The following is a 22,811-nucleotide window of genomic DNA, read 5'->3' on the forward strand; positions in this document are numbered from 1 at the left end:
TTTCTCCCTTTAGCGCCAAGCAAGTGCCAAGCGGACCGCGTCGCTGAACAGTCCCCATCGCGAACGTGCCTTGACAAAGGCGGCCGTAGTCGCTTTTTCCTTCTCGATCTTGGGTGTGCCGTCGACGCGCACGAAATTTTGCGCTGCCTTGGACAGCAGCTGCGGGTACGTAAGAAAAAAGTTGCGTGAGTTCGTGTGGAGCAGGGCAGGCATGTCCTTGTATTTTTTTAGGTCTTTCACAACAAAAGATTTGTCCAGCATGGCCTTGTAAAGGGAGAGGTTTTCCTGGGCCATCGAGCATCCTTGGCTCTTGATTATGGAGATCGCCTCGCCGGCGATGCGGCCCGACGTCATGGCGAGATTAGAGCCCTCGCGATGCACGGCATTGTTAAGCTGCCCCGCGTCACCAACCACAACCCAGCCGTTTCCAAAGAGCTGCGGAATTGCCTTGTACCCACCTTCCGGAATAAGGTGCGCCGCATATTCCTTAACCTCCGAACCCGCAAGTAGTGGGCGGATTGATGGGTGGTCCTTGAAGCCGTCAAGAAGGGTATACGGACTTTCCATGGTCGCTGCGAAATCGGAGACAAGGCAGCCGAAACCGAGTGAGACTGATTCCTTGTTGGTATAAAGAAATCCCAATCCGGCCATTCCGCGCGAGATTGTCCCAGCCGCTTCAATAACACAGCCTTGATCGCCGGTAAGGCCGAAGCGCTCGCGGATGACCTCTTCCGGCAGGAAATGCATTTCCTTGACAGCGAGTGCCACGGCCTCGGGTTTCGGCACCTTGCGAAATCCTGCTCTCGTGCCGAGCAGGCCGTTGACACCTTCTGCGAGGACGACCACTTCCCCGTGGATGGGATCGCCAGCACGATCGGTGCGTACGCCTATCACCTTGCCCCCGCCATCGACAACCAGCTCCGTCGCGGTCGTCTCGCACAGAACTGTCGCACCGGCCTCGCGCACTTTGCGCGAAAACCACTTGTCGAACTGGGCGCGAATGATCGTGTAGCGGTTCGGCGTCGGCTCATTAAAATCGTCCGACCGGTAGTGCACTCCGGTGTGCGAAGTGTCGTCCATCAGCCAAAAACGCTGCTCGATTAGATGCCGCTCAAGAGGTGCGTCATCCCGAAAATTCGGAATGATTGTCTCCAGCATGTTGGCGTACAGTATGGCGCCTTGGACGTTCTTGGAGCCCGGGTACTCTCCGCGTTCCAACTGCAGCACCTTTAGGCCGCGTCTTGCCATCGTGTAAGCAGCCGCGTTTCCAGACATACCGGCGCCGACGACGATAGCGTCGAATTTCTCGTTGGTCATAGGGTCCTACCTCAGTTCACTAGTCTGATATGATTGCCCGGTGCCAACCGTCTGATGAAAACTTCCGTCAGTGCCGGCAAAAAACTGACCGCGTCGGCGACAACACCGATATTGGCGAAATCGAAGATTGGCGCGTTCGGATCAGTGTTGATAGCGACTATGAGATCAGCTCCCTCGACGCCAACGCGATGCTGGACCGCGCCCGATATCCCAGCCGCGATATAGAGTTTCGGCCGGATCGTTTTGCCAGTTTGGCCGATCTGCCGATCAGCCGCCATCCACCCCTTTTGCACTAACGGCCGAGAACAGCCATAATCGCCGCCGATCGTTTGCGCGAGATTCTTCAGGAGCTGCAGGTTGTCAGCAGCGCCGAGTCCAAGCCCGCCGGCAACTACTACATCCGCATAGGCGAGATTAGCGTTTTCCGATTGGCCATCGGAAAGGAAACCGACGACTTTCGTGACGATCTCATCCTCGAGCATCCGCAAATCATGCCGGATTACCCGCCCGATTCGCTTGTTTGACCGCTGTGGCATGCGCATGACCCTTGGTCGCACAGTTGCCATCTGAGGACGGCAATTGAGCGTGTAGATCGTGCAAAGCAAGGAGCCGCCGAATGTGGGCCGGGTGGCTGCGAGGGAACCGTCGGCATCCACATCAAGTCCAGTGCAGTCGGCTGTGAGCCCCGTCAGCAGTGTGGTAGCTACGGAACCGGCGAGGTCCCGACCAAGCGTCGTCGCGCCGAGAAGCAGAATTTCGGGTTTATAGGTGTTGACGAGATCTGTTAATGCTTTGGTGAAAGACTCGTTTATATAATCGGTGAGCAGCGGCTTTTCGACGAGGTAGACCAGGTCGGCATCATAGGCGAAGGCCTCAGCGACAGCATGCTGGGTAGAATCTCCGGGCGGCCCGAGAACAACACCCGCGAGCTGCACGCCCAGCTGGTCAGCTAGTCTGCGTCCTTCGCCGAGAAGCTCGAACGAGACCGGGTGGACCTGACCGCGCTCCAGCTCGATGAAAACCCAGACGTGCTGGTAGTTCTTGAAGTGGTCAGGAAGGTTCTTCTTGGTGCCGGCTCGACCGAGCGCAGCGGGTGGCGGTGCTTTAGTTTTTCGAGTTCCCATTATCTGCTCCTATCTCGTCACGCGCTATCAGCAGAGGAGAGCTCGTGTTGCAGCGCCGGCTGGTGAGTGAAGATGGACGCGACCAGCTCTTTAGCTATGTCGTGCACTCTCTTTTCGGTAGTGTCGATTTGCACCGCTTTTTGTTCTCGCGGGGTTGGAGCGAAGACCCGCTTGACGACCGTCGGTGAACCCCGCAGCCCGCATTTGGCGATGTCTTCAATGCCGGCTTCCCCCGCATTCCACTTGACGATCTCGCTGCGCGCTGCGCGCAAGGCGTCATCAAGTGAGCCGCGGCGAATGACGGTGGTGCCCTCTAGCATGGTGATGAGGCAAGGCAATTTGCTTTTCAGAGCGTGCGTTCCGCCTTCCGAGCGGCGCTCGACCGTAATCGCCCGCGCGCTGAGATCTATGGAGGTAATCTTCGCAACATAGGTCAACTGCACGAGGTTCAGGCGCTTTGCTATTCCAGGGCCGACCTGGGCGGTGTCGCCGTCGATTGTCTGCTTGCCTGTGAAGACGATATCGGGCATGTCAAAGCTGTTGCCAATCTGCGATATTGCCTGAGAAAGTGCGAAGGAAGTCGCCAACGTGTCAGAGCCGGCAAAGTGACGGTCAGTCAGGAGTATCGCCCGGTCTGCGCCATAAGTGAGTGCCTTGCGCAGTGCTTCCTCTGCCATGGGCGGGCCCATGGTGAGCACCGTGACTTCGCCGCCATGGAGGTCGCGCACTTTGAGGGCTTCTTCGAGAGCAAACAGGTCGTAAGGGTTGATAATGGTCGGCACGCCTTGGCGCATAATCGTGTTTGTCACGGGATGGACGCGTATCTGCGCTGAGTCCGGTACCTGCTTTATACAGACTACAATGTGCATGAGGTTTCTTTAGCTCCGATCGCATTTGGGCCCGAAGGTTTCGCCTGTCTTCAAAGCACCAATCATGCCAACCACATGACTTGTCAGTAACCGACTGGAATTTAAGCATTGTTCGTTTCTGTACGATCGGATTGCTGACAGTCTTGTCGGATTTGGGACGTAATATGTCGTAAACCAAACTCACCTGTCGCTTCCGAAAGACTTCAGCACGGTTTCCAACGGTACAAACGTCTGTCCTGGCGCGGCAGTTTTAGTCGGATCGCGTTGCTCAAGCACCCTGAACACCCGATGTGATAGTGGCGAAGAAGTCGCAAAATCCGCGTAGGCGCGTTCCAGCGCGTCGCGCGCACGTGCGCGGTGGTCTGAAAAGTTCTCCTCAGCCAGGTACTGTCCCATGCGTTTCATGATGTGGAGCCGTGAGACGTCGAGCACCTTCGACTCATACGAAACGTCAAGGACCTCAAAGAATTCCTCGGCAGTCGACAAGCTCAGTAGCCGCGCGAAAATTGCGTCACTCGAAACGGCCCCGCCATCACAAGTCATTGCATTCTCCTATAGGTGGAATTAGTTTTCTGGTCCTAGTTGCTTGCTAGACGCTGAAGCCGACCCGGCAGCGGACCTTTCAAGCCGTTCCCGTAAAATGATCAGCGTGCTGCGGCCGCGGAGTTGTCTATCCTCCGCCTTTCACCTGCCGCAGAGAATGGAAACGAACCGCGAAGTTTCATCACAATTCCAGGTATCACCTCGAGTACCTGATCGACATCCTCCTCGCGGCTGAAGTGTGAAAAGGAGAAGCGAACTGCGCCGAGTGCCGCAGCGTCGGGGTTCATCGCCTCGAGAACATGGCTCTTTCGCGAGGAGCCAGAACTGCAAGCGGAGCCAGACGCGCAGGTGATGCCGTGGCGATTGAGGAGAAACTGAACGGCTTCACTGCCGATGCCCTCGAAGACCACATTTGTCGTGTTAGGTAACCGCGCAAGCGGGTCGCCGGTGACGAAGGTCTTGGGAATGCGTTCGAGAAGTCCTTCCTCCAAACGATCGCGAAGCGATTTCACCCATGTGATTTCCTCGTCCATGCGCCACAAGGCAAGTTCGCCTGCCTTGCCCAAACCTACAATCCCGGGCGTGTTCTCTGTTCCCGCGCGTCGGTTGCGCTGCTGGTGCCCACCCATGATAAGTGCATGAAAGGGCACGCCGCTCTTTATGTAGAGTGCTCCGACGCCTTTCGGTCCATGGAACTTGTGACCGGAGAGCGACAGCATGTCGATTGCGGTCGATTTCAGGTCCACTGGAAGCTTACCGATCGCCTGCACTGCGTCAGTGTGGAAAATTGCGCCGACATTCTTGGCCATCTCAGAAAGCCTGGCCACGGGGAAGATCGTCCCGGTCTCGTTGTTCGCCCACATAATTGAGACGATTGCTACACGATGGGTGAGGGCGGCCCGATAGGCGTCGAGATTGAGTCGGCCATGTTGATCGACCGGGATCCGGTGCACCTTGATTCCTCTTGTTTTTTCAAGGTGACCACAGAGCGTTAGAACCGCCGGGTGTTCAACCGCTGAAGTGACAATTTCTGATCGCTCGGGCATGACGTCCAGCGCCGAAAGAATCGCCGTATTGTTGCTTTCGGTCCCGCCCGACGTAAAGATAATCTCATGATCGAACTTGGCACCGATCAGCGCTTGCAATTGCTGGCGCGCCGTCTTCATCGTTGCGCCGGCAGCGGCGCCAATGTCGTGCATCGACGAGGGGTTGCCAAATTGGTCCGCAAAGAACGGCAGCATTGCCTGGAGAACTTCGGAATCGACGCGTGTCGTTGCGTTGTTATCGAGATAGATCGACATCCAGGTGGCCCTCCGCCTACTTAAATGACGCCAGGAGCACGCTGGGACACCAGCACTGATGCGGCATTCTTGATCCTTTTTCATGATGATCTTGTATTCTCGTTCTGCCCGGTCAGCTAAAGGACTTCCCGCAGGCGCAGTTCTCGCTCGCGTTGGGATTGTCGAAGATGAATCCGGGTGAATTCACATCCGTTTTGAAATCGACTGTCATGCCGCCGACGTGAGGTTCAGAGTCTGAGTCTACGAATACTTTAACCCCTCCCGCCTCAATGACAGCATCGCCGTTGCGTGACTCCCTTTCCAAAACCAGGTGGTATTTGAAACCAGAGCAGCCGCCCGCTTGCACTTTGATGCGTAATCCAGTCGCCGGCTTGGGAGCCTTTGAAAGCGCAAATTTCACTGCGGCAATGGCACTGTCGGTGAGCGTTATCATAACCCGTTTCCCCCGTTTCCAAGTTGCACTTGCGAAAAGCGATGCACTTGGCGTGCCAACAGAAAAACTGTTCGAAAACAACACCCCATCTTAACACAGAGGTGTCGCATGTATGACACCGTTGAAAATCCGACATTGCCGAGTTGATCACACCGAGTTCGAGTTAGGTTTTGCCGGGCCTGGGCAAAGGAGGCTATCCTCTGCCACCCGCAATCAGATGAGCGCCGCGATGCAGAAGGGGGTCAGAACAAGAGCAGTCCGAAATCGTACGCTAAGGCCGAACGGAACAGGAACGATGTCGTAGTTCGGATGTGCAACATCCGATCTCTGTGGATTGCCATCGACATGCGCCAGTTTTGATTTCTCTGTTCGGCCCGACTCGACAACGCTTCACGCAGATTGGTCATGAATGGAGTCGGGCGATGGCAAAGCGCAAGCTTCTCAATGATCAAGATCGCCGGAGGCTTGTCGATATCCCAGTCGACGAGGACAGTGAACCGCGCCAATAAAAGCTTTCTGGGTCGTATCGTCAAACTTGCCGCGAAGCCTGAGCCCCATTTGAATGTGGCGGATCTCGCCACCGCCCGTCAGGCGAGGAAAGAACCAAGGTCGCCGCTGAGGGAGTGACAGCGGCAGCCGTGACAGACGAGCAATGCTTTTGTGGCAGGACCGCTCAACTGTGCAGTGTCTATTCGGTTCGTTTGAGCAAGTTTCCTTTAAACCTCCTCGGCCGGGCGAGACCGCGATCGTCTAACGGAGTCCCTCACAATCTGGGTGCCAAGGAGGAGGTTGTCCCAGAAAGGGACAAGGCATGTGTTTCGCACTGGAATACTTGAGTTACGAACACCGACGCCTGGAACCGGAAAAAGATGAACACACAACTGGTCGTCGAATAACGACGATCGCCCATTTGTGCCATGCGTCTGCCTGCAGCTTCTACAGTTCGTTTAGCAGCTGCCTCGCTGCGTTGTGAGCGCGGAACCCTACGTCGAAAAAATTTTTCGATCGATGCCATAATGCCCCCTAACTCGTGGCGGATGTTCTGTAGACCTTTTCTTTGTTCGAGGGCGCCGTGGATGGCTTGCAGGTCGCCGCACTTGATCGACTGCAACAGACTTTGGCGCGACAGGCTGAGGGTCTCCGTGGCGTCGCAGTTGGTTCGAAGCCGTCACCGCATGTGGAGATGAAACGGGCGTTGAGTTCCGCCGTCAGGCGAATGCGCCAGGTGGCACCTGAGGTGATCTGTTCGCCCTTAATGAGGCCGTCGTTGATGTGACGGTCTGGCGGTTGAGAATGCAAGCGATGACGGCACCGGAGTACTGCGGTGCCAGCCGCCGCAGCGCCAGCGTATACTCGTCGGTGCGAACCGTCGCCGGCCGCGAGCGCGGCCTTACCGCCGTTCCAGGGCAGGACGAGACGTGCCAACGCCTCGTCTCGGGAGACATGGAGGGTGATCTCCCCGATGAGTGTGCAAAAGAGCGCCTTGCGGTCCCACGCCGTCGTGCTGGGGGCGTGCCAGACGTTCGCGAGATCGGCCGGCAATTCATGAAACGTTCATGAACGCCTTTCTGCGAACGCTTTTCAAACTCAATGCGGTACCAGGTGGTAAAGACGACGCCGAGCTTGCTGGGCTTGCCGGTGCCATGACCGACATTGCGACCGGCGATGCCCAAGAACTATCGGACCACTCTCGAGACATTTCTGAAGACATTGATTCGGGCCAGGGCCTCGTTGGAGGAGGCCATCAACAATTTTGTCGATCTCATCCTGCCTGATGAACTTGGGGAGGCGCGACGCGCTCTTGCCGAGGACAACCTCGAGCTTCGCGACCGGTTCATACGAGAAGTCGCGCAGTTGACCAGTGCCGAAGTCTCAAGCCTGGCAGGATCCTCCGCCAAAAATCCCTATGCAACAGCGGCGCGCGGGAAAAAGGCGCTAGACAGCTTTTCGGTTCAGCGTCGCGGCACAGAAAATCTCCTAGCGTTCCAGTTCCATTATGGTCGGCCGCATCCGGTGCTTGCACCGCTGCCGCAATCCTTCTCCGCCTGGCAACGCGCCTTCTGGTTCGTATCTGCCAACGGCTGGCTTGATGATAAGACACCGGTCGACATCCTGGATCATCCCGAAGAAATTGCTTCTGCGGCCGACCGTGAACAGCAAGAGGTCGTCGGTTGATATCCCGAGTTAGGCCGAGCCACCTTCGCCTTTTCCGAACATCAACAGGTGGACGCTCAAGGTGGAACCAAACTTCATCCCCACCACCTTTCCTCGTTTGGCACAGCACAATTCAATCTCTGCATGGGGCAACCTACGCGTTTAGCACCGGTTAACGACGGCGGCGGAAACTGCATGGCGACGCTCTATGCCGCAAGAAGCAGAGAGGCGACGGTATTTGAATCGATTTTTCATGAAATCGAGATCCGTTCGCCTTTCCGCTGTCGAACAGCGGACGATCACTATCATTGTCCGTAACACAATCTGCTGCTGGCAAGCCTTTTTGCGTCCGACTTGAAGGCATGGGGCCTTAGCCTCTCAGACCCGATCGAAACGTCGAAGTCTACCTACGCTGACAGCGTTTCGTGGGCGCAGGCCATTCACGGTGCGTCGGTGGATATCGACGGCCTGATCTGGCGTCCCGTCAATTTGATCCCGATCAACGTATTGTTCTATTCGTGGATCGTATCGCAGCGGACGAGTTGAAGATCAGGGATTCCCGGCCATTCGCTTCGAATACGAGCCCTGTTCTCGAGCTCCGCGACAATGACTGCGTGCCCGCATTACGATCATCTCGTAGAAATTCTCCGAGGCCTCAGCGCCTCACCAAAGTGACAGCCTCCGTTCGCGCTCGTTCCCGGACACGCGCCGTCATGTCCTGCTGCACGCTACGCACCTGCGACACTGTCGTTTTCACCTTCGTTGCCTGCTGCTCGTCAATTCCGTGGGTCTTGGCGACCCTCGAGAGATCGCCGGCCTTCAACTGGGCAAGGTCGGCCGGCGAAAGTCTTTTCGTCACCGCCAGGGACAGACGTTCAAATTCGCGTCTGAGACCCTCATCACTCTGGAAGGATCGAAACCGCTCCTCACCCTCCGATGACAGGACCCCAGCAAGTTTGCTGGACGGTGAGGGAATTTCCACACGCTGACGGGCCTGTTCCTCAAGGTGCTGTGTGACGAGCTGATGCCGCTCGAAGTCGATCGCCAATCCATAGTCGGCCAACGCCGCTGCGAGCTTCTGCATATGTGCTTCGGCCGTCTGGCGCTCGGGGCTCGGGCCGCGCCACCAGGTCCGCCCCTCCCCGGCCAACTCGCCGCGCCGGCCCGCCCGCACGTCGTCGCCGGCGGCAGCGCCGGTTCGCGCATCCGTAATCGCCTCCAGCGAAGCCGTCTGGCTGTTGCCGAAGACCAGCCGCGACAGATGTTCGATCTCCGTCCGCTTGTCGGCAAGCCGCGTGGATTGACGCAGACGCGCGCCGATTTCGCTTTCGCTGAGGTCCGGAAGCTCCCGCGCCGGAACAAGCGGCCGCGGTGAGACCACTGCATGCTCGACGTGACGCTCCGTCTCAATCCGCAGCATTCGCTCGTTCCCGGCAATGCCCTGCGCGAAGACGTCCGCGGCGCGCCGCTTAGCGGGCTCCAGACTGTCATGTCGTGCAGTCTCGGAGAGCACGGCCTCCAACATGGCCTTGGCGCGGGCGCGGTTGTCCAGCTCGGCCGAGCGGAGGCGAAGGACGTCCCGCATCGCGCGCAGGGCTCTCCGTTCACATTGACAATCGAGGTTGCAATCGCCGCCCTTTCGGTGAGCATCAGATTGCGCTCGAGCCGGCGCCGGGTTTGAGCGATCGCAACCGCATATCCCGGCTCGATAATCCGCGACATCGCCTCATCGGCAGATACACCACGCACCACGGCGTTTGCCGCCCCGGCGAGGGCTTTTCGCATGCCGGCGGCCTCCGCCCAGGAATCGGCCACATTGGCGAGACGCGACATGCGGTCCATCGGACTGAACACCTCGCGGTCAATCGCCACCCGATTGAGTTCCAGGCCGAACATGTCGGTCGTATCCATCCGAGGTGGGCCGCGGGACTTGGGGTCTCGCGCGTGGTAGCATAGCAGAATGGAGATCGACGAGGACAAAATCGATGACGCGGTCCTGTGTGATCCGTTGAACAAGTCGAAGTCGCTGGTCCTGACGGACGAAGGTCTACGGCGTTCGGAAGAACTATTCCGCCGGTTGTTTACACGGTAAAATCCAGTTTCGGCTTTCACCCACAGCCCGGTGTTCAGGTTTTGCGTCGCGCTTTTCGGACCCATTTTGCGGCGAGGTCATCGACGGCTTTGTTGAGCTGCGAGAAGTTGGCGCTGTTGGGATTGTAATCGCTGCTGCCCCACCATTCTAGGATTTCGGCATGTCGCTCGTGCGCCGGGTCTGCAAGCGCCTCGCGGAACTCCTGATAACCCCATGGACCACCAACGTCTTCAGGCGGGCAGTGTCCCGTTGCTTCGAGGAGCATCGGTCCTTCCGTGCCGACTGCAGGAAAGGTGCGCTCGATCTTGATGCTGTGTTCCCAACCGTCGCCAAAGTCGTAAAGGTATTTGAACGATTTCGCACCGGTGTCCTGGACTGCCGACAGCAGCGAGACCCTGCGGGCATCGATCGGACCATCCCCCCATTCCTCGTCTGGCAAACCAAAGCCGACGTCACGCATGCGGAATTCGTAAAGGTGGCTGTTGGTCCAGCCCATCGCCGCCTGCAATACCTCGTGCAGCCGACTGAGCCTGATGGTGAACGGTACGACAACGCGCCGCATCACTATCGGCTCGACATGATCGAGGGTGACCTTCAGGCGGACGGCAGAAGCCACCATCGTCAGGCCGCCAGCATTACGGTTGCCGGCGATGCACGTTTCCACTCCCAGGGCAGCAGTTCGTGCAGGCGCGTCACAGGATGGTCGGCGATGCGAGCCAGGACATCGGCAAGCCACGCCTTTGGGTCGACATCGTTGAGGCGGCAGGTGGTGATGACGGTCAGCATGACAGCGGCACGATCGGCCCCACGCTGGGAACCGGCGAAGGTCCAGTTCCGTCTTCCCAATGCGACACTTCTCAGCGCCCGCTCGGCTGCGTTGTTCGTGAGACAAACTCTACCGTCTTCGAGGAAGAGGGCAAAGCCCTCCCAGCGCTTGAGCATGTAATCGATCGGCTCGATGACCTCGGACGATCTGCTGAGCGTGGCGCGTTCCTTCGTCAACCACTCGTGCATGTCATCGAACAGCGGCTTGCTTCTCTCCTGCCGCGCAGCCAGTCGTTCTTCGGCACTCAATCCGTTGATCTGCCGCTCGATCCCGAACAATTCGTCGTAGCGCTTGACGGCCTCAAGCGCGATCGGCGAGATCGGCTTGCCCTTGCGTTTGCGATCCCGCGCATTCTTCTGGATATCGGCCAGCTCAAAGAATTTACGCCGCGCATGCGCATGGCAAAAGGCGAAGGTGATCGGCACCTCTTTCGTTGCGGCAACAGCGATCGGCTCGAAGCCATTGTAGCAATCGCTCTGTAGAATGCCGCCGTATCTGGCCAGGTGCTTCTGCGGATGTTCGCCGCGCCGGTCACTCGACGCATAATAGATTGCGGCTGGCGGCGCTGTTCCCCCGAATGGCCGGTCATCGCATACGTAAGTCCATATGCGTCCGGTCGTGCATTTGTCCCTGGCCTGAATGGGAATGGTGGTGTCATCACCGTGAAGACGCTCGGCCGCAAAGACATGCGCCTCGATCAGATCGAAGACAGGCATGAGAGCGGCTGTTGCGTACCCGACCTGGTCGGCCAGCGTCGAGGTCGAAAGATCGATCCCCTCGCATTTGAACCGGGCACTCTGCCGGTTGAGCGGGCTGTGCATGCCGAACTTGTCGAACAGGATCGTCGCCAACAGATGAGGACCGATGAAGCCGCGCGGCGTGGCATGGAACGGTGCCGGCGTCTGACTGATCGCCTCACAGTCACGGCACGTGAACTTTTCCCGCACCGTCTCGATCACCTTGAACCGGCGCGGAATCTCTTCCAGCGTCTCGGTGACGTCCTCGCCCAGCTTCGACAAGCGTGAACCACCACAGCAGGCGCAAGTCGTCGGCGGCTCGATGACGATACGTTCGCGCTCGATATCGTCCGGCCATGGCTTGCGCACCGGTCGTTTGCGCGTGAACGAACGTACGCTCGAGGTTCTGGCGCTTGCTGCCTGTGCCGCGACCTCGTCCTCCGTCGCCGCCGTCACGAGTTCCTCGAGCTGCAGTTCCAACTGGTCGAGCAGGCGCGCCGTGCGTTCAGAGCGCTGGCCTCGCAACTCGCGCCTGAGCTTCTCGATCTTCAATTCCAGAGCAACGATCAGCGCCTCGTTGTCAGAGAGCATCGCCTGCGCATTGGCCGCTTCCGCAACTGCGATAGCGTGTTTAGCCTGCAAGGCTTCATGCTCGCCAAGCAGCGCCAGGTAAGCGCCAACAACATCCACAGGAAGATCGACAGGCTTTGAGATCATGAAGCCATTCGATCAGATTTCCCCTGTATTTTCAATTGAATAATGCTAGCCGACCTTCGTCGGCCGCCAGGTTTCTTGAGGGTGCCTCCAGTCGATCCCGGACAGAAGATAACTCAGCTGCGCGGGTGATATCGCGATCGCGCCGCCTTCCGCAGACGGCCAGACGAACCGGCCGCGGTCCAACTTTTTTGTAAAAAGGCAGCTCCCCTGGCCGTCACTCCAGATCACTTTTATCAGCGATCCGCTACGACCGCGGAATACAAAAAGATTGCCGTCCAGAGGGTTCAGTTTCAGCACCTCCTGCACCCGCAACGCAAGCGATGGAAACCCACACCGCATGTCGGTATGGCCCGTTGCAATCCACACCCGCACATTTTGACCGGAAGGAAGCGTGATCACCGCAACGTCTCCAGACCCCGCATGATCCGCAGCAGCGCCTCAACGTCGACGCTGCCGTCCACGACCACACGACGGCCGTTCGCCGCGACAATCTCCATGCGGCCGGAAGGAGGCGCTACCGGATGCTCCATCGCAGCAGGTGGAGTGACCTGCTTCACCGGCACAAAAGTTTCCGGCATGACGAACGCCGGCACAAAACCATCGGTTTGTTTCTGGCTGTGCAAACCCTGGCGAACCGATTTGCGCCAACGGTTTAACAGCGAGCGGCTGATGCCGTACTGACGGGCCGTGGCCGACGCCCGGCCTCTCCCCGCAAAGCTTTCTGCGACAATCCGCAGCTTCTCATCCTCAGTAAATCGACGCCGCCGTCCGGTGTTGATCACCTCAAGACGGCTCACCCGAGACCCGCTGTCCCCTTCAAAAATCTCCATCTGCCCAACTGTCCTTATGCCTGGGAATAAGGACAGGGTCTGAACAGTTTTATCCAATATTCAAAGGCGGTCTCGCTCGGACGGATACTGTCGGTCAGCCGCCGTCGGATCCCATCCGGCATTTCCACGGCGAGGTCCGCCGGCAGGCGATGCGCCGCGGGGAATTCGAGCGACCCGCGCTTGTCCTGTGCAAAGGCCCGCGTTGCGACGATCTTGCTCTCGTCCGGCAGCAGGCCAAGATCGCGTGCCACCTCGACCAGCTTCAAAGCCATGTAGCTCTGCGTGAGGCGTCCGACGGCATGAGCCTCGACATTGCCGATCGGACGGCGCTCGGCGTCGCGGATCGCATTTTCGTAGAGCTCGACGAACAGGCGATGACCGTCGACGGGTTCCTGCAGGATTGTCCTGCCGCGTCTTTTGCTTTGGGCGCCCTCTGTGTCCCGGCGTTGCGCCAACAGATGAGCAACATCTTCTTGTGCACGGATTTCCACTGCTGCGATCCGATCCTTCGAAACGCTGCGCGCTTCCATTCGGGCAAGCACATGGTTCCAATCGTCCGCGAAGCGTTGCAACTCTCCAGGTGTCATTGGCCGTGACTGCTCGCGCTCCAATGCCAGCCGGCCACTGGGGCGATGCGTCCATTGATCGTCGCGGCGCTCATTGTCGTAGATGACGGAGCCGCCACGTGTGCGCAATTGCACGCGGTCGACCAAATGCTCGCTTTCGATCTTGTCGAGACTGACGCGAAGACCGTCGATGGCGGCATCATGAACGTGCTGCGGGGGGATCCGTGCCGCCAGCCCGGCATGCAGCATTTCCTCGAAGCGGTAATGGTTTGCCTGCCAACTGACGCGAGGATTGACGGCGACCGCACGCACCTCGACCGCGTAGCCGGCATGCCGCGCCACTTCAATTACCCGGGCGACATTTTCCGGCGTGCGCATCGTGGTCTCGAAGACGATGTTGACCTGCCGTTCAGCCGCAATCGACAGCAGCTTCTCGGTCCAGCGTCCGGCATCTCCTTGTGTGAATTGGGACGCGGTCTCCGGATCCTGACGCTGGAAGGCAAGAAATTGCGGATGATAGGATCTGAGGTCGTCACCAACAATGCGAATGGTCGGTCCTGATTGCGCAAGTTCGTAATGGCTCGCGGTTAGAACCGCCGTCTTGCCGGCGCCCGGTTGGCCGCCGATCAGGATCAGGCGCGGCCGCTCCGATCGTCTCATCCCCTCCGGCAGATAATCGCGTAAAATGTCTTTCTGAAAAATCTTCTCGTTCCTCTCGGGCGAGAGCAACCCGACCACGTCCTCCGCCATGATCAAAACTCCGCCCAGAAGCGTGTCTCGTCCTGGACGCGCGGTCCCCAGATGGCGATGACATGTTCCACCGCGTCAGGATTGTCCGGCCCAAGGCTCTCTTGGAGCTCCAAAAGATCGCGGCGGCGGTCGCGCAACTGGTCGGCCGCGGTGGGATTCTCTTCCTCGAGCGCATAGACGCGTGTCGTGACGATGGCGCGCGCCTGATTGAGAATCCTGATGGCGATTTCGGTGCGGATGGTTGCTTCGTAGGGCATGTCCTGACCTGCCATGTGCTTTTCCTTTCACTTCTCTGATGTCTCTAAAGTGCTATCGACTGAGGCCGCGCGCGCGATCGATGGCGCGCCTTCGGCGTTCGGAGAGAACCTGTTCGCTGCCCTGATGTCGAACCGTCTGCTGCAGAACCTTCATCTTCTCCCGCATTGCCTCGAAGGCGCGCCGCTGGGCCGACGCCACGCGATTAATGACGTCCTTTTCGCCGCGCAGAATGGCTTTGTGGCCGAAACGCTCGTCGAGCGCCCGGCTGACCGTGGCGAACTCGCGGGCGATGGCCGGATCGAGCGAACCGGCGGCGATGTCGAGCTTGCTGCCCTTTTTGCTCATTTCGGCCGTCAGCCGGTTGAGGGCGTCTTCGGCCGCCTTTGACAATCCGGGAATGGCGACAGCCATGCGCCGGCGCTCTTCGATAATGCCTCGTGTTTCGGCATCTAGCGCACTGGCGTAGGACGCACCGAGCGAACGGATGCGGCTTGCTGCTTCCGGCACGGCGAGAAGGGCTTCCTTTCGCTCGCGGCCGGGGGCAAGCAGTTTGTCCACCAGCCGGCTGGACCCTCTGAGCGCTCCATAGGCGGAGGGATCATTGTTGACGGCCGCCGCAATGCGATCGCCAGCAAAGCCTTTGACGAGGAGCGCCTCAATCTTTTCGACCCCGCCGGCGGGATCGCGCCAGACGAGGGTCGCGGTGTCAGTGAGTGCCGTGCGATGATGACGGTAGTGGGCGGCCGCCGTTGCGCGTATCCGCGCCTCCTCTTCCACCGGCGTTTTGAACTCGGTCACGGCGGCGAGCATCGGCAAGACCGTCACCGCCTCTGAAACAGCCGCGACGCTTGCGCCGGCAACGATCTTCGATCGGTCCTGCCGCTCGGCCAAATGCTGTTCCTCGGCAAAGCGCCGGACGACGGCGAAGAGGCGGGTGAGCTTGTCGCGACGTTCAGGGGAAAGATCGTCGGGCATGCGCTCCGCGATGTGGCGCTCGGCGACTGCGTCTCCCTTGGCAGTAAAGGCGCTCCAGCCGAATCGTGCCGTCAACGCGTCGTTGACGGCCTTGACCTCCTGGACAAGCGCTCGGTCCTCACCGGCATTGGCGAAGGCGGTCTTGTAGGCGCCCTCGCCGCCTCGTTCGCGGATCGCCTCGATTTCGACGAGGCGCGCCATCGCCGGTTTCGAAAGCGCCGGGATCGACAGCGACATGTATTCCCGGCGCGTCCCCTCGCGCTCGATGAATTGGCCTGCGGTCCGGCGGAACTCGGTCGCATGCGCCCGAGCCAGCGGCAGCAAGTCCTTGATCGCGGCCGTCGCGGCGGCACGCTCATCGCGTGCTGCCCGACCGTCAACCATGAGATTGGACCCGTGCAGGCGGCCGAGCCGCTCTGGCTTGACGCCAAGATCGTCGACAAGCTTGCGGGGTTCGATCATTGCATCCGACGCCAATGTGTTCAGGCGGACAAGTGCTGCGTACGGATCGCGATAAATCTTTTCGAGCACCGGCCGCAGGATGGCGTCCCGCTCTTTCCACCGCGGCGAGGCGAGTTGCGCCCGGCGTGCATCCTCATTGACGCTGCGGGCGAATATGGTGCTGGGCGGAATCAGATATTTCCCGGTCGCCGGGATGTCCGCTGCGAGGGACTCGCGCGGTTCCTCGTTATAAGCCGTGCGCCGCTCGTGCGCGATCGCAAAGCCGAGCGCCACGCTTGCACGCTCCCAGAGCTTTACGACCTGCTCCCTCTTCTCCGCGATCCACGCCAGTTGCCGGGAAATACCCTCCTCTTGTCGCGCCGCGACCCCGGCGAGCGTGTCGATGCCGCGCCGCCGTGCGAAGTCCTGGCGCAGCGTGCGATAACCTTCCTCGCTTTCGAAATCGAGCGTCGTTGTCTTGGCGCCGGACCTACCAAGGCGCTCGACAAGCTCACCGAACAGCTCCGGCCGATGATTTTCCCGCTCGATCCGCTCCACGCGAGCCTCGGCGGACTCAATCAGCTTGGCGGTCCAGACGTTGCGATCGACCTCGCGTTCCTCAAAGTGCTTTTCGCCCGTGTTTTCATCGATGACCGGGATCGTCACCTTGACTTTCTCGACACCGTCCTTCCGTAGCGTGACGGTATCGCCCTCCGAGACGCCCGCCTCCTCGAGCGCCTTGGGCAGGCTGACGCCCCAGAGACGATGAACGGTTCCGTCATTTGTCCTGACATCGGCAAAGGGATTTTCCGAATCCTCGTCTTCGGGCCGAAATCTCGCGAAGCCGGTTGCGACGAGTTCACCGGTGACGCCGGCGGCATGATCGACACGTGGCTTATGTCCCCATTCCGGCTTCGCCGCAAAATCCTCGCTCGCCGCATAGAGGTCGGCGCGGTCGCGATGGCGGGTCATCGCCACATATGTCAGATGCTGGTCCATCATGCCGGTGGCAAGGACGAAGGTCCGGTCGACGGTCGACCCTTGAGATTTGTGGATCGTTGCGGCATAGCCATGGTCGATATTGCGATAACTGTCTTCGCTCAGAACAACGTCGCGGCCATTGTCGAGGCGAACCGTCAGCAGCGTGTCGCCTCGCTTGTCACCGGTCGAAACGACCGTGCCGAGCATACCGTTCTTGACATACTGCTGCCCGTGGCGGCGCGCACGCGGTTCGAGGAAACGGGCATTTTCCAGAAAGATGATCCGGTCTCCGGCGGCGAACTCGCGAAGCCCGCGTGCCGTCTGGTATTCGCGCGCGTCGGTCAGTGCGCTCTCCTCCATCATCACCTTGCGCAGGGATTGATTGAGACGCTTCACATCCTCATTGGTGTGCGCCAGCACAAGCAGTTCGTCGCCACGAAGCCGAGGCGCAGTCCCCCCGTCGGTGATTTTCTGGAGCAGGTCACGACGTGCTTCCGTCCAATCGGCAACGATGCGACCGATGATTTCGTCGCGCCTTTCTGCCTCGGTAATGTGGCCGCGCTGCGCATAAGCATCGAGGCCCTGTTCGACCTTGCCGCGGGCGAAAAGACGGGATGCGTCGCGCGCCCACTCATCGCGCTGGCGGCGCACGCCGGCAAGCTCGGCAAAACCGACACGCTCGGAAATCGCCCGGAAGGCAGCACCCGCCTGGATCGGCTGCAGTTGCATCGCGTCGCCGACCAGCACGGCTTTCGCGCCTGCATCTTCGACGGTCTTGAGGACTCGCGCCATCTGCCCAGACGACACCATACCGGCCTCGTCGATGACAAGCACGTCCCCGCGATGGAGCAATTCCCGGCCGCCGGCCCAGGCGAGCTCCCAGGAGGCGAGCGTGCGCGACCTGATGCCGGAACTGTCTTCAAGCCCTTCCGCGGCCTTGCCGGCGAGAGCTGCGCCGATCACCCGGCGGCTTTCGCTTTCCCATGCGACGCGGGCGGCTGCCAGCAGCGTCGACTTGCCGGCACCGGCGAGACCGACGACGGCGGCAATGCCGTTGTCACCGGTGACGTGGCGGACAGCGTCCACCTGTTCGGCATCAAGCTTGAAGGCTTTTTCCGGATTGGCCGTCTCGATGCTGGCGACGGCGGCCGCGACGTGCCTCGGCGAAACACCAAAGCCTTTCTGCTTGGCGAGATGTTCTGCCGACTGCGCCATGTCATATTCGATGCGCAGGATGTCTCGCGTTGTGAAGATCGCCGGTTCGGAGACCCTAACGGACTGCCCGTCGACCTGCTGCGGCCGCAAGAGCACGAGATCGTCCGAGGCCATGAGGCGCGCGCGGATATTGGCGAAGTCCGTGGGATCGTCGACATAGCGATGCAGCGCCTTGGCGATGTCACGCTCGTCGAAAGTGGAGCGTTCGTTCGCGAGCTGTTTCAAGAGCAGCTCAGGTTCAGCAAGCAGCCGGTCCGCCATTTCCTGCCGCCGCACAAGATCCGCCGGCGCGAAATACATCTCGACGCCCTTTCGCGCGAGCGCCGCCTTTTCCGGGCCGAGGTGCTTTTGCGCGATGCCGTCCAGACCCTGTTCGGCATAGGAGCGGCCGTCGAGGCGGACCTCATGACCGGCCAGTGCGAGATGCCGGTTGGCGGTTTCCGCCCAGGCGATCTTCCACGATTTCATCGTTTCCTTGTCACCGGCCCAGATCCTGTAGACGATCTTGCCCTTCGGCCGGTCCGGTGTGACGACGCGCAACGGCGTGCCGTCATCTGCCGTGACCGCGACCTTCTTCGGCCCGAACCCGTCCTCGGTCAGGGGTCGAAGCGTCGTCATCAGATGAATGTGCGGATTGCCGTCCTTGTCGTGGTACACCCAATCGGCAACCATACCGCTGGACGTCAGGTTGTCCCGGACGAATTCGCGAACCAAGGCGATGTTTTCGGCCCGGGTCAGTTCCTCCGGCAGGGCAATGATCAGTTCCCGCGCCAGCTGTGCGTCGGCTCTTTTCTCAAACGCGTCGACCGCGTTCCAGAGCGCCTCGCTCGCCTTGACAGCTGATTGGCCGTCGAGCGCCGCCTTCAGCCAGGCCGGAACGTCCTCCGGTAATGCGAGCTCTTCATGCATCAATTCGGCGGCTCCGCCGCGATAGCTGAAGGACGTGCCGGCCTGTTCGTCCATCATCCGGGCGCGATGGCGATAGGCGGCGGCCGAGACGATACTGCGCCCCGCCCCTCTGCTGATCACCTGCGCTCTGACGAACATGATCGCCACGACTGCCTCCAGACCTCTCAAGCACGTCGCGCCAGCGACGTATATTGCGCCCTCAAACCGATCGGACCGAAGGGCCGATGCCGCTTTTCCGGATGGCGGCCATGGCCGGATTCCCGGCAGCTACGTTTTCGGAGTAAATGCAAAATAACCTATTTTACTGGCGCATTCTAGCCGGTATAATCGTTATCGTTTAGATTGTCTCGACTCGGGAAGGAAACTGGAATGGCTGCCAAGACTTCGATCACTGATCTCGACGCTCAGATCGAAAAACTGCGCGAACGCAGGAAACTGCTCGTCGTCAGATCGGCGGAGCGTTTTGCTCGCGCCGCCACGAAGTCCGGTTTGGCGGAAATGGAGATCCCCGACGACGAACTTGACCGCATCTTCGAAGAGGTCGCCGCGCGATTTCGCCAAAGCGAAAAGAAGGCGACTGCTGCCGCTTCTCCTCAAGTGCGTCGACCAGCAGATAGTGGGGCTGGAGCGGCGACGGAGGTTTCTCATGACAGCTGATCGCAAGCGCGCGGCGCGGGAGAAATTCCTGCTGGGCGGCATCGTCGTCAGGGCGGGCCTTTCCACGTCCGACCGGGCCTTTTTACTCGGCGGACTTATGGAAATGGCGAGAGTGGAAGCAGGCTCGTCGGAATATCGGCGACTGCGCGACATCGGCGAAAAGGCATTCAGAACCTCTCCTCAATCGGAAGAGATCACGCCCGTCGAGGAGATGCTGGAATGGCGTTGAAGTCGAAACTCCATCCGAGCCTCCTGCTCATTCTTGTGCCCGTCGCGGTCACTGCGTTTGCCATCTATGTCACCGGCTGGCGGTGGCAGGGGCTTACCGCCGGACTATCCGGAAAAGCCGAATACTGGTTTTTGCGGGCCGCACCTTTACCGGCATTGCTGTTCGGGCCGCTCTCGGGGATGTTGACCGTATGGGCCCTGCCCATGCATCGCCGGCGGCCGATCGCGATTGCCAGCCTCGCGTGCTTTCTGACGGTCGCCGGCTTCTATGCGCTACGCGAGTTCGGCCGGTTGGCGCCGTTCGTCGAGAGCGGCACGGTCACCTGGGAGCGGGCTCTTTCCTTTCTCGACATGGTCGCCGTCCTCGGCGCGGTCACAGCCTTCATGGTAGTCGCGGTCGCCGCGCGTATCTCGACGGTCGTCCCCGAGCCGGTGAAGCGTGCCAGGCACGGGACCTTCGGAGACGCGGACTGGCTGCCGATGTCGGCGGCGGCAAGAGTGTTTCCGCCGGACGGCGAAATCGTCGTCGGTGAGCGTTATCGCGTCGACAGGGAAATCGTCCACGAGCTGCCCTTCGATCCCAACGATCCGGCAACTTGGGGTCAAGGCGGCAAGGCGCCGCTGCTTACCTACAAACAGGATTTCGACTCGACCCATATGCTCTTTTTCGCCGGCTCGGGCGGATACAAGACAACCAGCAATGTGGTGCCGACGGCGCTCAGATATACCGGGCCGCTGATCTGCCTCGATCCGTCAACCGAAGTCACGCCGATGGTGGTCGAGCACCGGACGAGCGGCCTTGGCCGAGAGGTCATGGTGCTCGACCCGACCAATCCGGTTATGGGTTTCAACGTCCTGGACGGGATCGAGACGTCAAAGCAAAAGGAGGAGGATATCGTCGGCATCGCGCACATGCTGCTGTCGGAGAGCCTGCGCTTTGAAAGTTCGACCGGGTCTTATTTCCAGAACCAGGCGCACAATCTCCTGACCGGCCTGCTGGCGCACGTGATGCTCTCTCCGGACTACGAGGGACGGCGAACCTTGCGCAGTCTCAGGCAGATCGTTTCCGAGCCGGAACCCTCGGTGCTTGCGATGTTGCGCGACATTCAGGAGCATTCCGCCTCCGCCTTTATCCGTGAGACGCTTGGCGTCTTCACCAACATGACCGAGCAGACCTTCTCCGGCGTCTATTCGACCGCCTCGAAGGATACGCAGTGGCTATCGCTCGACAGTTACGCCGCCCTCGTTTGCGGCAATGCTTTCCGGTCGAGCGACATTGTTTCGGGCAAGAAGGACGTGTTCCTCAATATCCCCGCCTCGATCCTGCGCTCTTATCCAGGAATCGGGCGGGTTATCATTGGCTCACTGATCAATGCCATGGTGCAGGCCGATGGCGCGTTCCAGCGCCGGGCGCTGTTCATGCTCGATGAGGTCGATCTCCTCGGCTATATGCGCGTGCTTGAGGAGGCGCGGGATCGCGGTCGCAAGTACGGCATCTCGATGATGCTGATGTACCAGTCGGTCGGCCAGCTCGAGCGGCATTTCGGCAAGGACGGCGCGACGTCGTGGATCGACGGATGCGCCTTCGCGAGCTATGCCGCGATCAAGGCGCTCGATACGGCGCGCAATGTCTCGGCCCAGTGCGGCGAGATGACTGTCGAGGTGAAGGGAAGTTCACGCAACATCGGCTGGGACACGAAGAACAGCGCATCGCGCAAATCGGAGAGTGTCAACTTCCAGCGCCGGCCGCTGATCATGCCGCACGAGATCACCCAATCGATGCGCAAGGACGAGCAGATCATAATAGTCCAGGGCCAAGCGCCGCTGCGTTGCGGGCGGGCGATCTACTTTAGGCGCAAGGACATGCACGCGGCGTCCAAGCGCAACCGCTTCGTGAAGAACTGACGATAACACCAAGTGAGGACCATACGGTCAAGACAATGGACGGTGAACTGGTCGATGTGGAACAGGGGCAAAGCCGCGTTGCTGAAGCGCCCAACAGGATCGGTTCGTTCGGCATGGGGCCATGTATCGCCGCAGCCGTTCTCAATCACACGCAGAGCAGAGCCTGGCTTTGCCACGGTCCCGGCTAGTCGGTGAATTCCGAGCTACTGGACGGTATGCTGGCTGACGATCGGCGAGCGTCGGATGGCCATGACGATATCACGCTCTGGCTCGTCGGCGCCTGCAAGACATTTGCGTGGCGCCCGAGATTGTCGACTCGCTCGCCGAAGAGCGGGCCTCGAATGCGTTTGCCGCTTCGATGGTTCGCACCCGATTTTCCGACGACCCAGCTGTCATGTCGATCGACGTCGAATTTGCCTATGACGGCGAGCGATGGATTGAAGAAATCTTGCAGCATTCGTGGTAGCGCCAGTCGGCGGGTTTCTACCGTTGACGCCGATATCGCTCGAACGGTTCTTCAGCACCAGGCGGCGTGAACCAATCGACGAACATTGTATAGCCAAGGGCAAAGGCGACAAACCCGATCGCTATGAGGCCGATCAGCCAAAACGGCATGCCCGCCGCCGCCTGCGGATGGGCAAGGACGACGATCGACATCGGCGGCATGACGATTGCCGCCAGAACCAGCATCCCGGTGAACGGCCGAAACGCGCACAGGAGATAGAAGGCGACATACCAGATGCAATAGAGGACGATGCGGCCGACGGCTTTGAGAAATTCAAAAGGCAAAGCAAGCAAGCGCCAATAGGGAGCTTTCCGAATTGGATCGGAATGATCGGTCGTGGCGTGAGGATCAATTGTCATGAAAGGACATCCGGTTGCGGCGTGCGACGAGGGCGCTCTCACTTGCATCTGCTGGCAACGGCGGGAAATCCGGCTGTTGCCATATACTGGCGTTTCTGCACGAGTCTAATCGCGATCAA

The 22,811-nt window shown here is 59.8% G+C and carries 23 protein-coding genes; 8 read left to right on the forward strand and 15 right to left on the reverse strand.

The features are described from left to right. Positions 1 to 9 precede the first annotated feature (9 nt). The 6 genes from ACK9YZ_RS34720 to ACK9YZ_RS34745 form a co-directional block, all read right to left on the reverse strand. Positions 10 to 1,317 (reverse strand): FAD-dependent oxidoreductase, encoded by a 1,308-nt coding sequence (locus ACK9YZ_RS34720; protein WP_416068585.1) that lies wholly within the window; start codon positions 1,315 to 1,317, stop codon positions 10 to 12. A gap of 11 nt (positions 1,318 to 1,328) precedes the next feature. Then, positions 1,329 to 2,441 carry an electron transfer flavoprotein subunit alpha/FixB family protein gene (locus ACK9YZ_RS34725; protein WP_416068586.1) on the reverse strand — a complete coding sequence of 371 codons (1,113 nt, stop codon included), beginning with the start codon at positions 2,439 to 2,441 and terminating at the stop codon, positions 1,329 to 1,331. 17 nt (positions 2,442 to 2,458) lie between these two features. After that, entirely contained in the window at positions 2,459 to 3,310 is an 852-nt protein-coding gene (locus ACK9YZ_RS34730) for an electron transfer flavoprotein subunit beta/FixA family protein (protein ID WP_416068587.1), read from the reverse strand. A 180-nt stretch (positions 3,311 to 3,490) separates the two neighbouring features. Next, positions 3,491 to 3,853: a nitrogenase stabilizing/protective protein NifW gene (nifW, locus tag ACK9YZ_RS34735; protein ID WP_416068588.1), complete on the reverse strand. Its 363-nt coding sequence runs from the start codon at positions 3,851 to 3,853 to the stop codon at positions 3,491 to 3,493. 101 nt (positions 3,854 to 3,954) lie between these two features. After that, a complete protein-coding gene (nifS, locus tag ACK9YZ_RS34740; protein ID WP_416068589.1) occupies positions 3,955 to 5,154 on the reverse strand; it encodes a cysteine desulfurase NifS in 1,200 nt (399 codons plus the stop codon). A 112-nt stretch (positions 5,155 to 5,266) separates the two neighbouring features. Continuing rightward, positions 5,267 to 5,587 carry an iron-sulfur cluster assembly accessory protein gene (locus tag ACK9YZ_RS34745; protein WP_416068590.1) on the reverse strand — a complete coding sequence of 107 codons (321 nt, stop codon included), beginning with the start codon at positions 5,585 to 5,587 and terminating at the stop codon, positions 5,267 to 5,269. 444 nt (positions 5,588 to 6,031) lie between these two features. Here ACK9YZ_RS34745 and ACK9YZ_RS34750 point away from each other — a divergent pair, with 444 nt between their 5' ends. Continuing rightward, a complete protein-coding gene (locus tag ACK9YZ_RS34750) occupies positions 6,032 to 6,214 on the forward strand; it encodes a hypothetical protein (protein ID WP_416068591.1) in 183 nt (60 codons plus the stop codon). Between the two features lie 1,038 nt (positions 6,215 to 7,252). Next, positions 7,253 to 7,762, forward strand: a complete 510-nt coding sequence (locus ACK9YZ_RS34755) for a hypothetical protein (protein ID WP_416068592.1) — start codon at positions 7,253 to 7,255, stop codon at positions 7,760 to 7,762. Between the two features lie 634 nt (positions 7,763 to 8,396). On the opposite strand, the gene ACK9YZ_RS34760 is transcribed toward ACK9YZ_RS34755, so the two are convergent. After that, a complete protein-coding gene (locus ACK9YZ_RS34760; RefSeq protein WP_416068593.1) occupies positions 8,397 to 9,326 on the reverse strand; it encodes a BID domain-containing protein in 930 nt (309 codons plus the stop codon). 375 nt (positions 9,327 to 9,701) lie between these two features. Between ACK9YZ_RS34760 and ACK9YZ_RS34765 the strand changes: the two genes are divergently transcribed. Continuing rightward, positions 9,702 to 9,833 carry a DUF6429 family protein gene (locus ACK9YZ_RS34765; protein WP_416068533.1) on the forward strand — a complete coding sequence of 44 codons (132 nt, stop codon included), beginning with the start codon at positions 9,702 to 9,704 and terminating at the stop codon, positions 9,831 to 9,833. Positions 9,834 to 9,867: 34 nt separating this feature from the next. Here ACK9YZ_RS34765 and ACK9YZ_RS34770 read toward each other — a convergent pair whose 3' ends face one another. From ACK9YZ_RS34770 to traA, 7 genes are read right to left on the reverse strand one after another with little or no spacing between them, the layout of a single operon-like run. Further along, on the reverse strand, positions 9,868 to 10,452 hold the full coding sequence (locus tag ACK9YZ_RS34770) for a plasmid pRiA4b ORF-3 family protein (RefSeq protein ID WP_416068532.1): 585 nt from the start codon (positions 10,450 to 10,452) through the stop codon (positions 9,868 to 9,870). A 2-nt stretch (positions 10,453 to 10,454) separates the two neighbouring features. Continuing rightward, positions 10,455 to 12,113 (reverse strand): IS66 family transposase, encoded by a 1,659-nt coding sequence (tnpC, locus tag ACK9YZ_RS34775; RefSeq protein WP_416068531.1) that lies wholly within the window; start codon positions 12,111 to 12,113, stop codon positions 10,455 to 10,457. Between the two features lie 45 nt (positions 12,114 to 12,158). Further along, on the reverse strand, positions 12,159 to 12,452 hold the full coding sequence (tnpB, locus tag ACK9YZ_RS34780) for an IS66 family insertion sequence element accessory protein TnpB (protein WP_112982801.1): 294 nt from the start codon (positions 12,450 to 12,452) through the stop codon (positions 12,159 to 12,161). 56 nt (positions 12,453 to 12,508) lie between these two features. Then, positions 12,509 to 12,943, reverse strand: a complete 435-nt coding sequence (gene tnpA, locus ACK9YZ_RS34785) for an IS66-like element accessory protein TnpA (RefSeq protein ID WP_416068530.1) — start codon at positions 12,941 to 12,943, stop codon at positions 12,509 to 12,511. Positions 12,944 to 12,957: 14 nt separating this feature from the next. Beyond that, on the reverse strand, positions 12,958 to 14,259 hold the full coding sequence (locus ACK9YZ_RS34790) for a zeta toxin family protein (protein ID WP_416068594.1): 1,302 nt from the start codon (positions 14,257 to 14,259) through the stop codon (positions 12,958 to 12,960). A 2-nt stretch (positions 14,260 to 14,261) separates the two neighbouring features. Next, positions 14,262 to 14,531, reverse strand: coding sequence for a hypothetical protein (locus ACK9YZ_RS34795; protein ID WP_416068595.1), 270 nt, complete (start codon positions 14,529 to 14,531; stop codon positions 14,262 to 14,264). A 37-nt stretch (positions 14,532 to 14,568) separates the two neighbouring features. Continuing rightward, positions 14,569 to 19,185: a Ti-type conjugative transfer relaxase TraA gene (gene traA / locus ACK9YZ_RS34800; protein WP_416068596.1), complete on the reverse strand. Its 4,617-nt coding sequence runs from the start codon at positions 19,183 to 19,185 to the stop codon at positions 14,569 to 14,571. A gap of 222 nt (positions 19,186 to 19,407) precedes the next feature. Between traA and ACK9YZ_RS34805 the strand changes: the two genes are divergently transcribed. The 5 genes from ACK9YZ_RS34805 to ACK9YZ_RS34825 all read left to right on the forward strand — a co-directional run bounded on the left by ACK9YZ_RS34805 (position 19,408) and on the right by ACK9YZ_RS34825 (position 22,294). Beyond that, positions 19,408 to 19,695, forward strand: coding sequence for a TraC family protein (locus tag ACK9YZ_RS34805; protein ID WP_416068597.1), 288 nt, complete (start codon positions 19,408 to 19,410; stop codon positions 19,693 to 19,695). Then, the gene (traD, locus tag ACK9YZ_RS34810) at positions 19,685 to 19,924 is read left to right on the forward strand and encodes a conjugal transfer protein TraD (RefSeq protein ID WP_413990702.1); all 240 of its coding nucleotides are present in this window, start codon (positions 19,685 to 19,687) and stop codon (positions 19,922 to 19,924) included. The genes ACK9YZ_RS34805 and traD overlap by 11 nt, the downstream gene beginning before the upstream one ends. Beyond that, positions 19,915 to 21,828, forward strand: coding sequence for a Ti-type conjugative transfer system protein TraG (gene traG, locus ACK9YZ_RS34815; protein WP_416068598.1), 1,914 nt, complete (start codon positions 19,915 to 19,917; stop codon positions 21,826 to 21,828). The genes traD and traG overlap by 10 nt, the downstream gene beginning before the upstream one ends. A gap of 35 nt (positions 21,829 to 21,863) precedes the next feature. Beyond that, positions 21,864 to 22,016 carry a hypothetical protein gene (locus ACK9YZ_RS34820; protein WP_416068599.1) on the forward strand — a complete coding sequence of 51 codons (153 nt, stop codon included), beginning with the start codon at positions 21,864 to 21,866 and terminating at the stop codon, positions 22,014 to 22,016. 107 nt (positions 22,017 to 22,123) lie between these two features. Further along, complete coding sequence (locus ACK9YZ_RS34825; RefSeq protein ID WP_416068600.1) at positions 22,124 to 22,294, forward strand: hypothetical protein; 171 nt, start codon at positions 22,124 to 22,126, stop codon at positions 22,292 to 22,294. Between the two features lie 17 nt (positions 22,295 to 22,311). On the opposite strand, the gene ACK9YZ_RS34830 is transcribed toward ACK9YZ_RS34825, so the two are convergent. Continuing rightward, the gene (locus ACK9YZ_RS34830) at positions 22,312 to 22,692 is read right to left on the reverse strand and encodes a hypothetical protein (protein WP_416068601.1); all 381 of its coding nucleotides are present in this window, start codon (positions 22,690 to 22,692) and stop codon (positions 22,312 to 22,314) included. Positions 22,693 to 22,811: the final 119 nt, after the last annotated feature.

The organism is Rhizobium sp. ZK1 (assembly GCF_047782645.1).
Lineage (GTDB): Bacteria > Pseudomonadota > Alphaproteobacteria > Rhizobiales > Rhizobiaceae > Rhizobium.

Bases quoted from the DNA above. Each gene is read 5' to 3' on its own strand.
- ACK9YZ_RS34720 (WP_416068585.1), bottom strand. From the start codon at position 1,317: ATGACCAACGAGAAATTCGACGCTATCGTCGTCGGCGCCGGTATGTCT.
- ACK9YZ_RS34725 (WP_416068586.1), bottom strand. From the start codon at position 2,441: ATGGGAACTCGAAAAACTAAAGCACCGCCACCCGCTGCGCTCGGTCGA.
- ACK9YZ_RS34730 (WP_416068587.1), bottom strand. From the start codon at position 3,310: ATGCACATTGTAGTCTGTATAAAGCAGGTACCGGACTCAGCGCAGATA.
- nifW (WP_416068588.1), bottom strand. From the start codon at position 3,853: ATGACTTGTGATGGCGGGGCCGTTTCGAGTGACGCAATTTTCGCGCGG.
- nifS (WP_416068589.1), bottom strand. From the start codon at position 5,154: ATGTCGATCTATCTCGATAACAACGCAACGACACGCGTCGATTCCGAA.
- ACK9YZ_RS34745 (WP_416068590.1), bottom strand. From the start codon at position 5,587: ATGATAACGCTCACCGACAGTGCCATTGCCGCAGTGAAATTTGCGCTT.
- ACK9YZ_RS34750 (WP_416068591.1), top strand. From the start codon at position 6,032: ATGATCAAGATCGCCGGAGGCTTGTCGATATCCCAGTCGACGAGGACA.
- ACK9YZ_RS34755 (WP_416068592.1), top strand. From the start codon at position 7,253: ATGCCCAAGAACTATCGGACCACTCTCGAGACATTTCTGAAGACATTG.
- ACK9YZ_RS34760 (WP_416068593.1), bottom strand. From the start codon at position 9,326: ATGCGGGACGTCCTTCGCCTCCGCTCGGCCGAGCTGGACAACCGCGCC.
- ACK9YZ_RS34765 (WP_416068533.1), top strand. From the start codon at position 9,702: ATGGAGATCGACGAGGACAAAATCGATGACGCGGTCCTGTGTGATCCG.
- ACK9YZ_RS34770 (WP_416068532.1), bottom strand. From the start codon at position 10,452: ATGGTGGCTTCTGCCGTCCGCCTGAAGGTCACCCTCGATCATGTCGAG.
- tnpC (WP_416068531.1), bottom strand. From the start codon at position 12,113: ATGATCTCAAAGCCTGTCGATCTTCCTGTGGATGTTGTTGGCGCTTAC.
- tnpB (WP_112982801.1), bottom strand. From the start codon at position 12,452: ATGCGGTGTGGGTTTCCATCGCTTGCGTTGCGGGTGCAGGAGGTGCTG.
- tnpA (WP_416068530.1), bottom strand. From the start codon at position 12,943: ATGGAGATTTTTGAAGGGGACAGCGGGTCTCGGGTGAGCCGTCTTGAG.
- ACK9YZ_RS34790 (WP_416068594.1), bottom strand. From the start codon at position 14,259: ATGGCGGAGGACGTGGTCGGGTTGCTCTCGCCCGAGAGGAACGAGAAG.
- ACK9YZ_RS34795 (WP_416068595.1), bottom strand. From the start codon at position 14,531: ATGGCAGGTCAGGACATGCCCTACGAAGCAACCATCCGCACCGAAATC.
- ACK9YZ_RS34805 (WP_416068597.1), top strand. From the start codon at position 19,408: ATGGCTGCCAAGACTTCGATCACTGATCTCGACGCTCAGATCGAAAAA.
- traD (WP_413990702.1), top strand. From the start codon at position 19,685: ATGACAGCTGATCGCAAGCGCGCGGCGCGGGAGAAATTCCTGCTGGGC.
- traG (WP_416068598.1), top strand. From the start codon at position 19,915: ATGGCGTTGAAGTCGAAACTCCATCCGAGCCTCCTGCTCATTCTTGTG.
- ACK9YZ_RS34820 (WP_416068599.1), top strand. From the start codon at position 21,864: ATGGACGGTGAACTGGTCGATGTGGAACAGGGGCAAAGCCGCGTTGCT.
- ACK9YZ_RS34830 (WP_416068601.1), bottom strand. From the start codon at position 22,692: ATGACAATTGATCCTCACGCCACGACCGATCATTCCGATCCAATTCGG.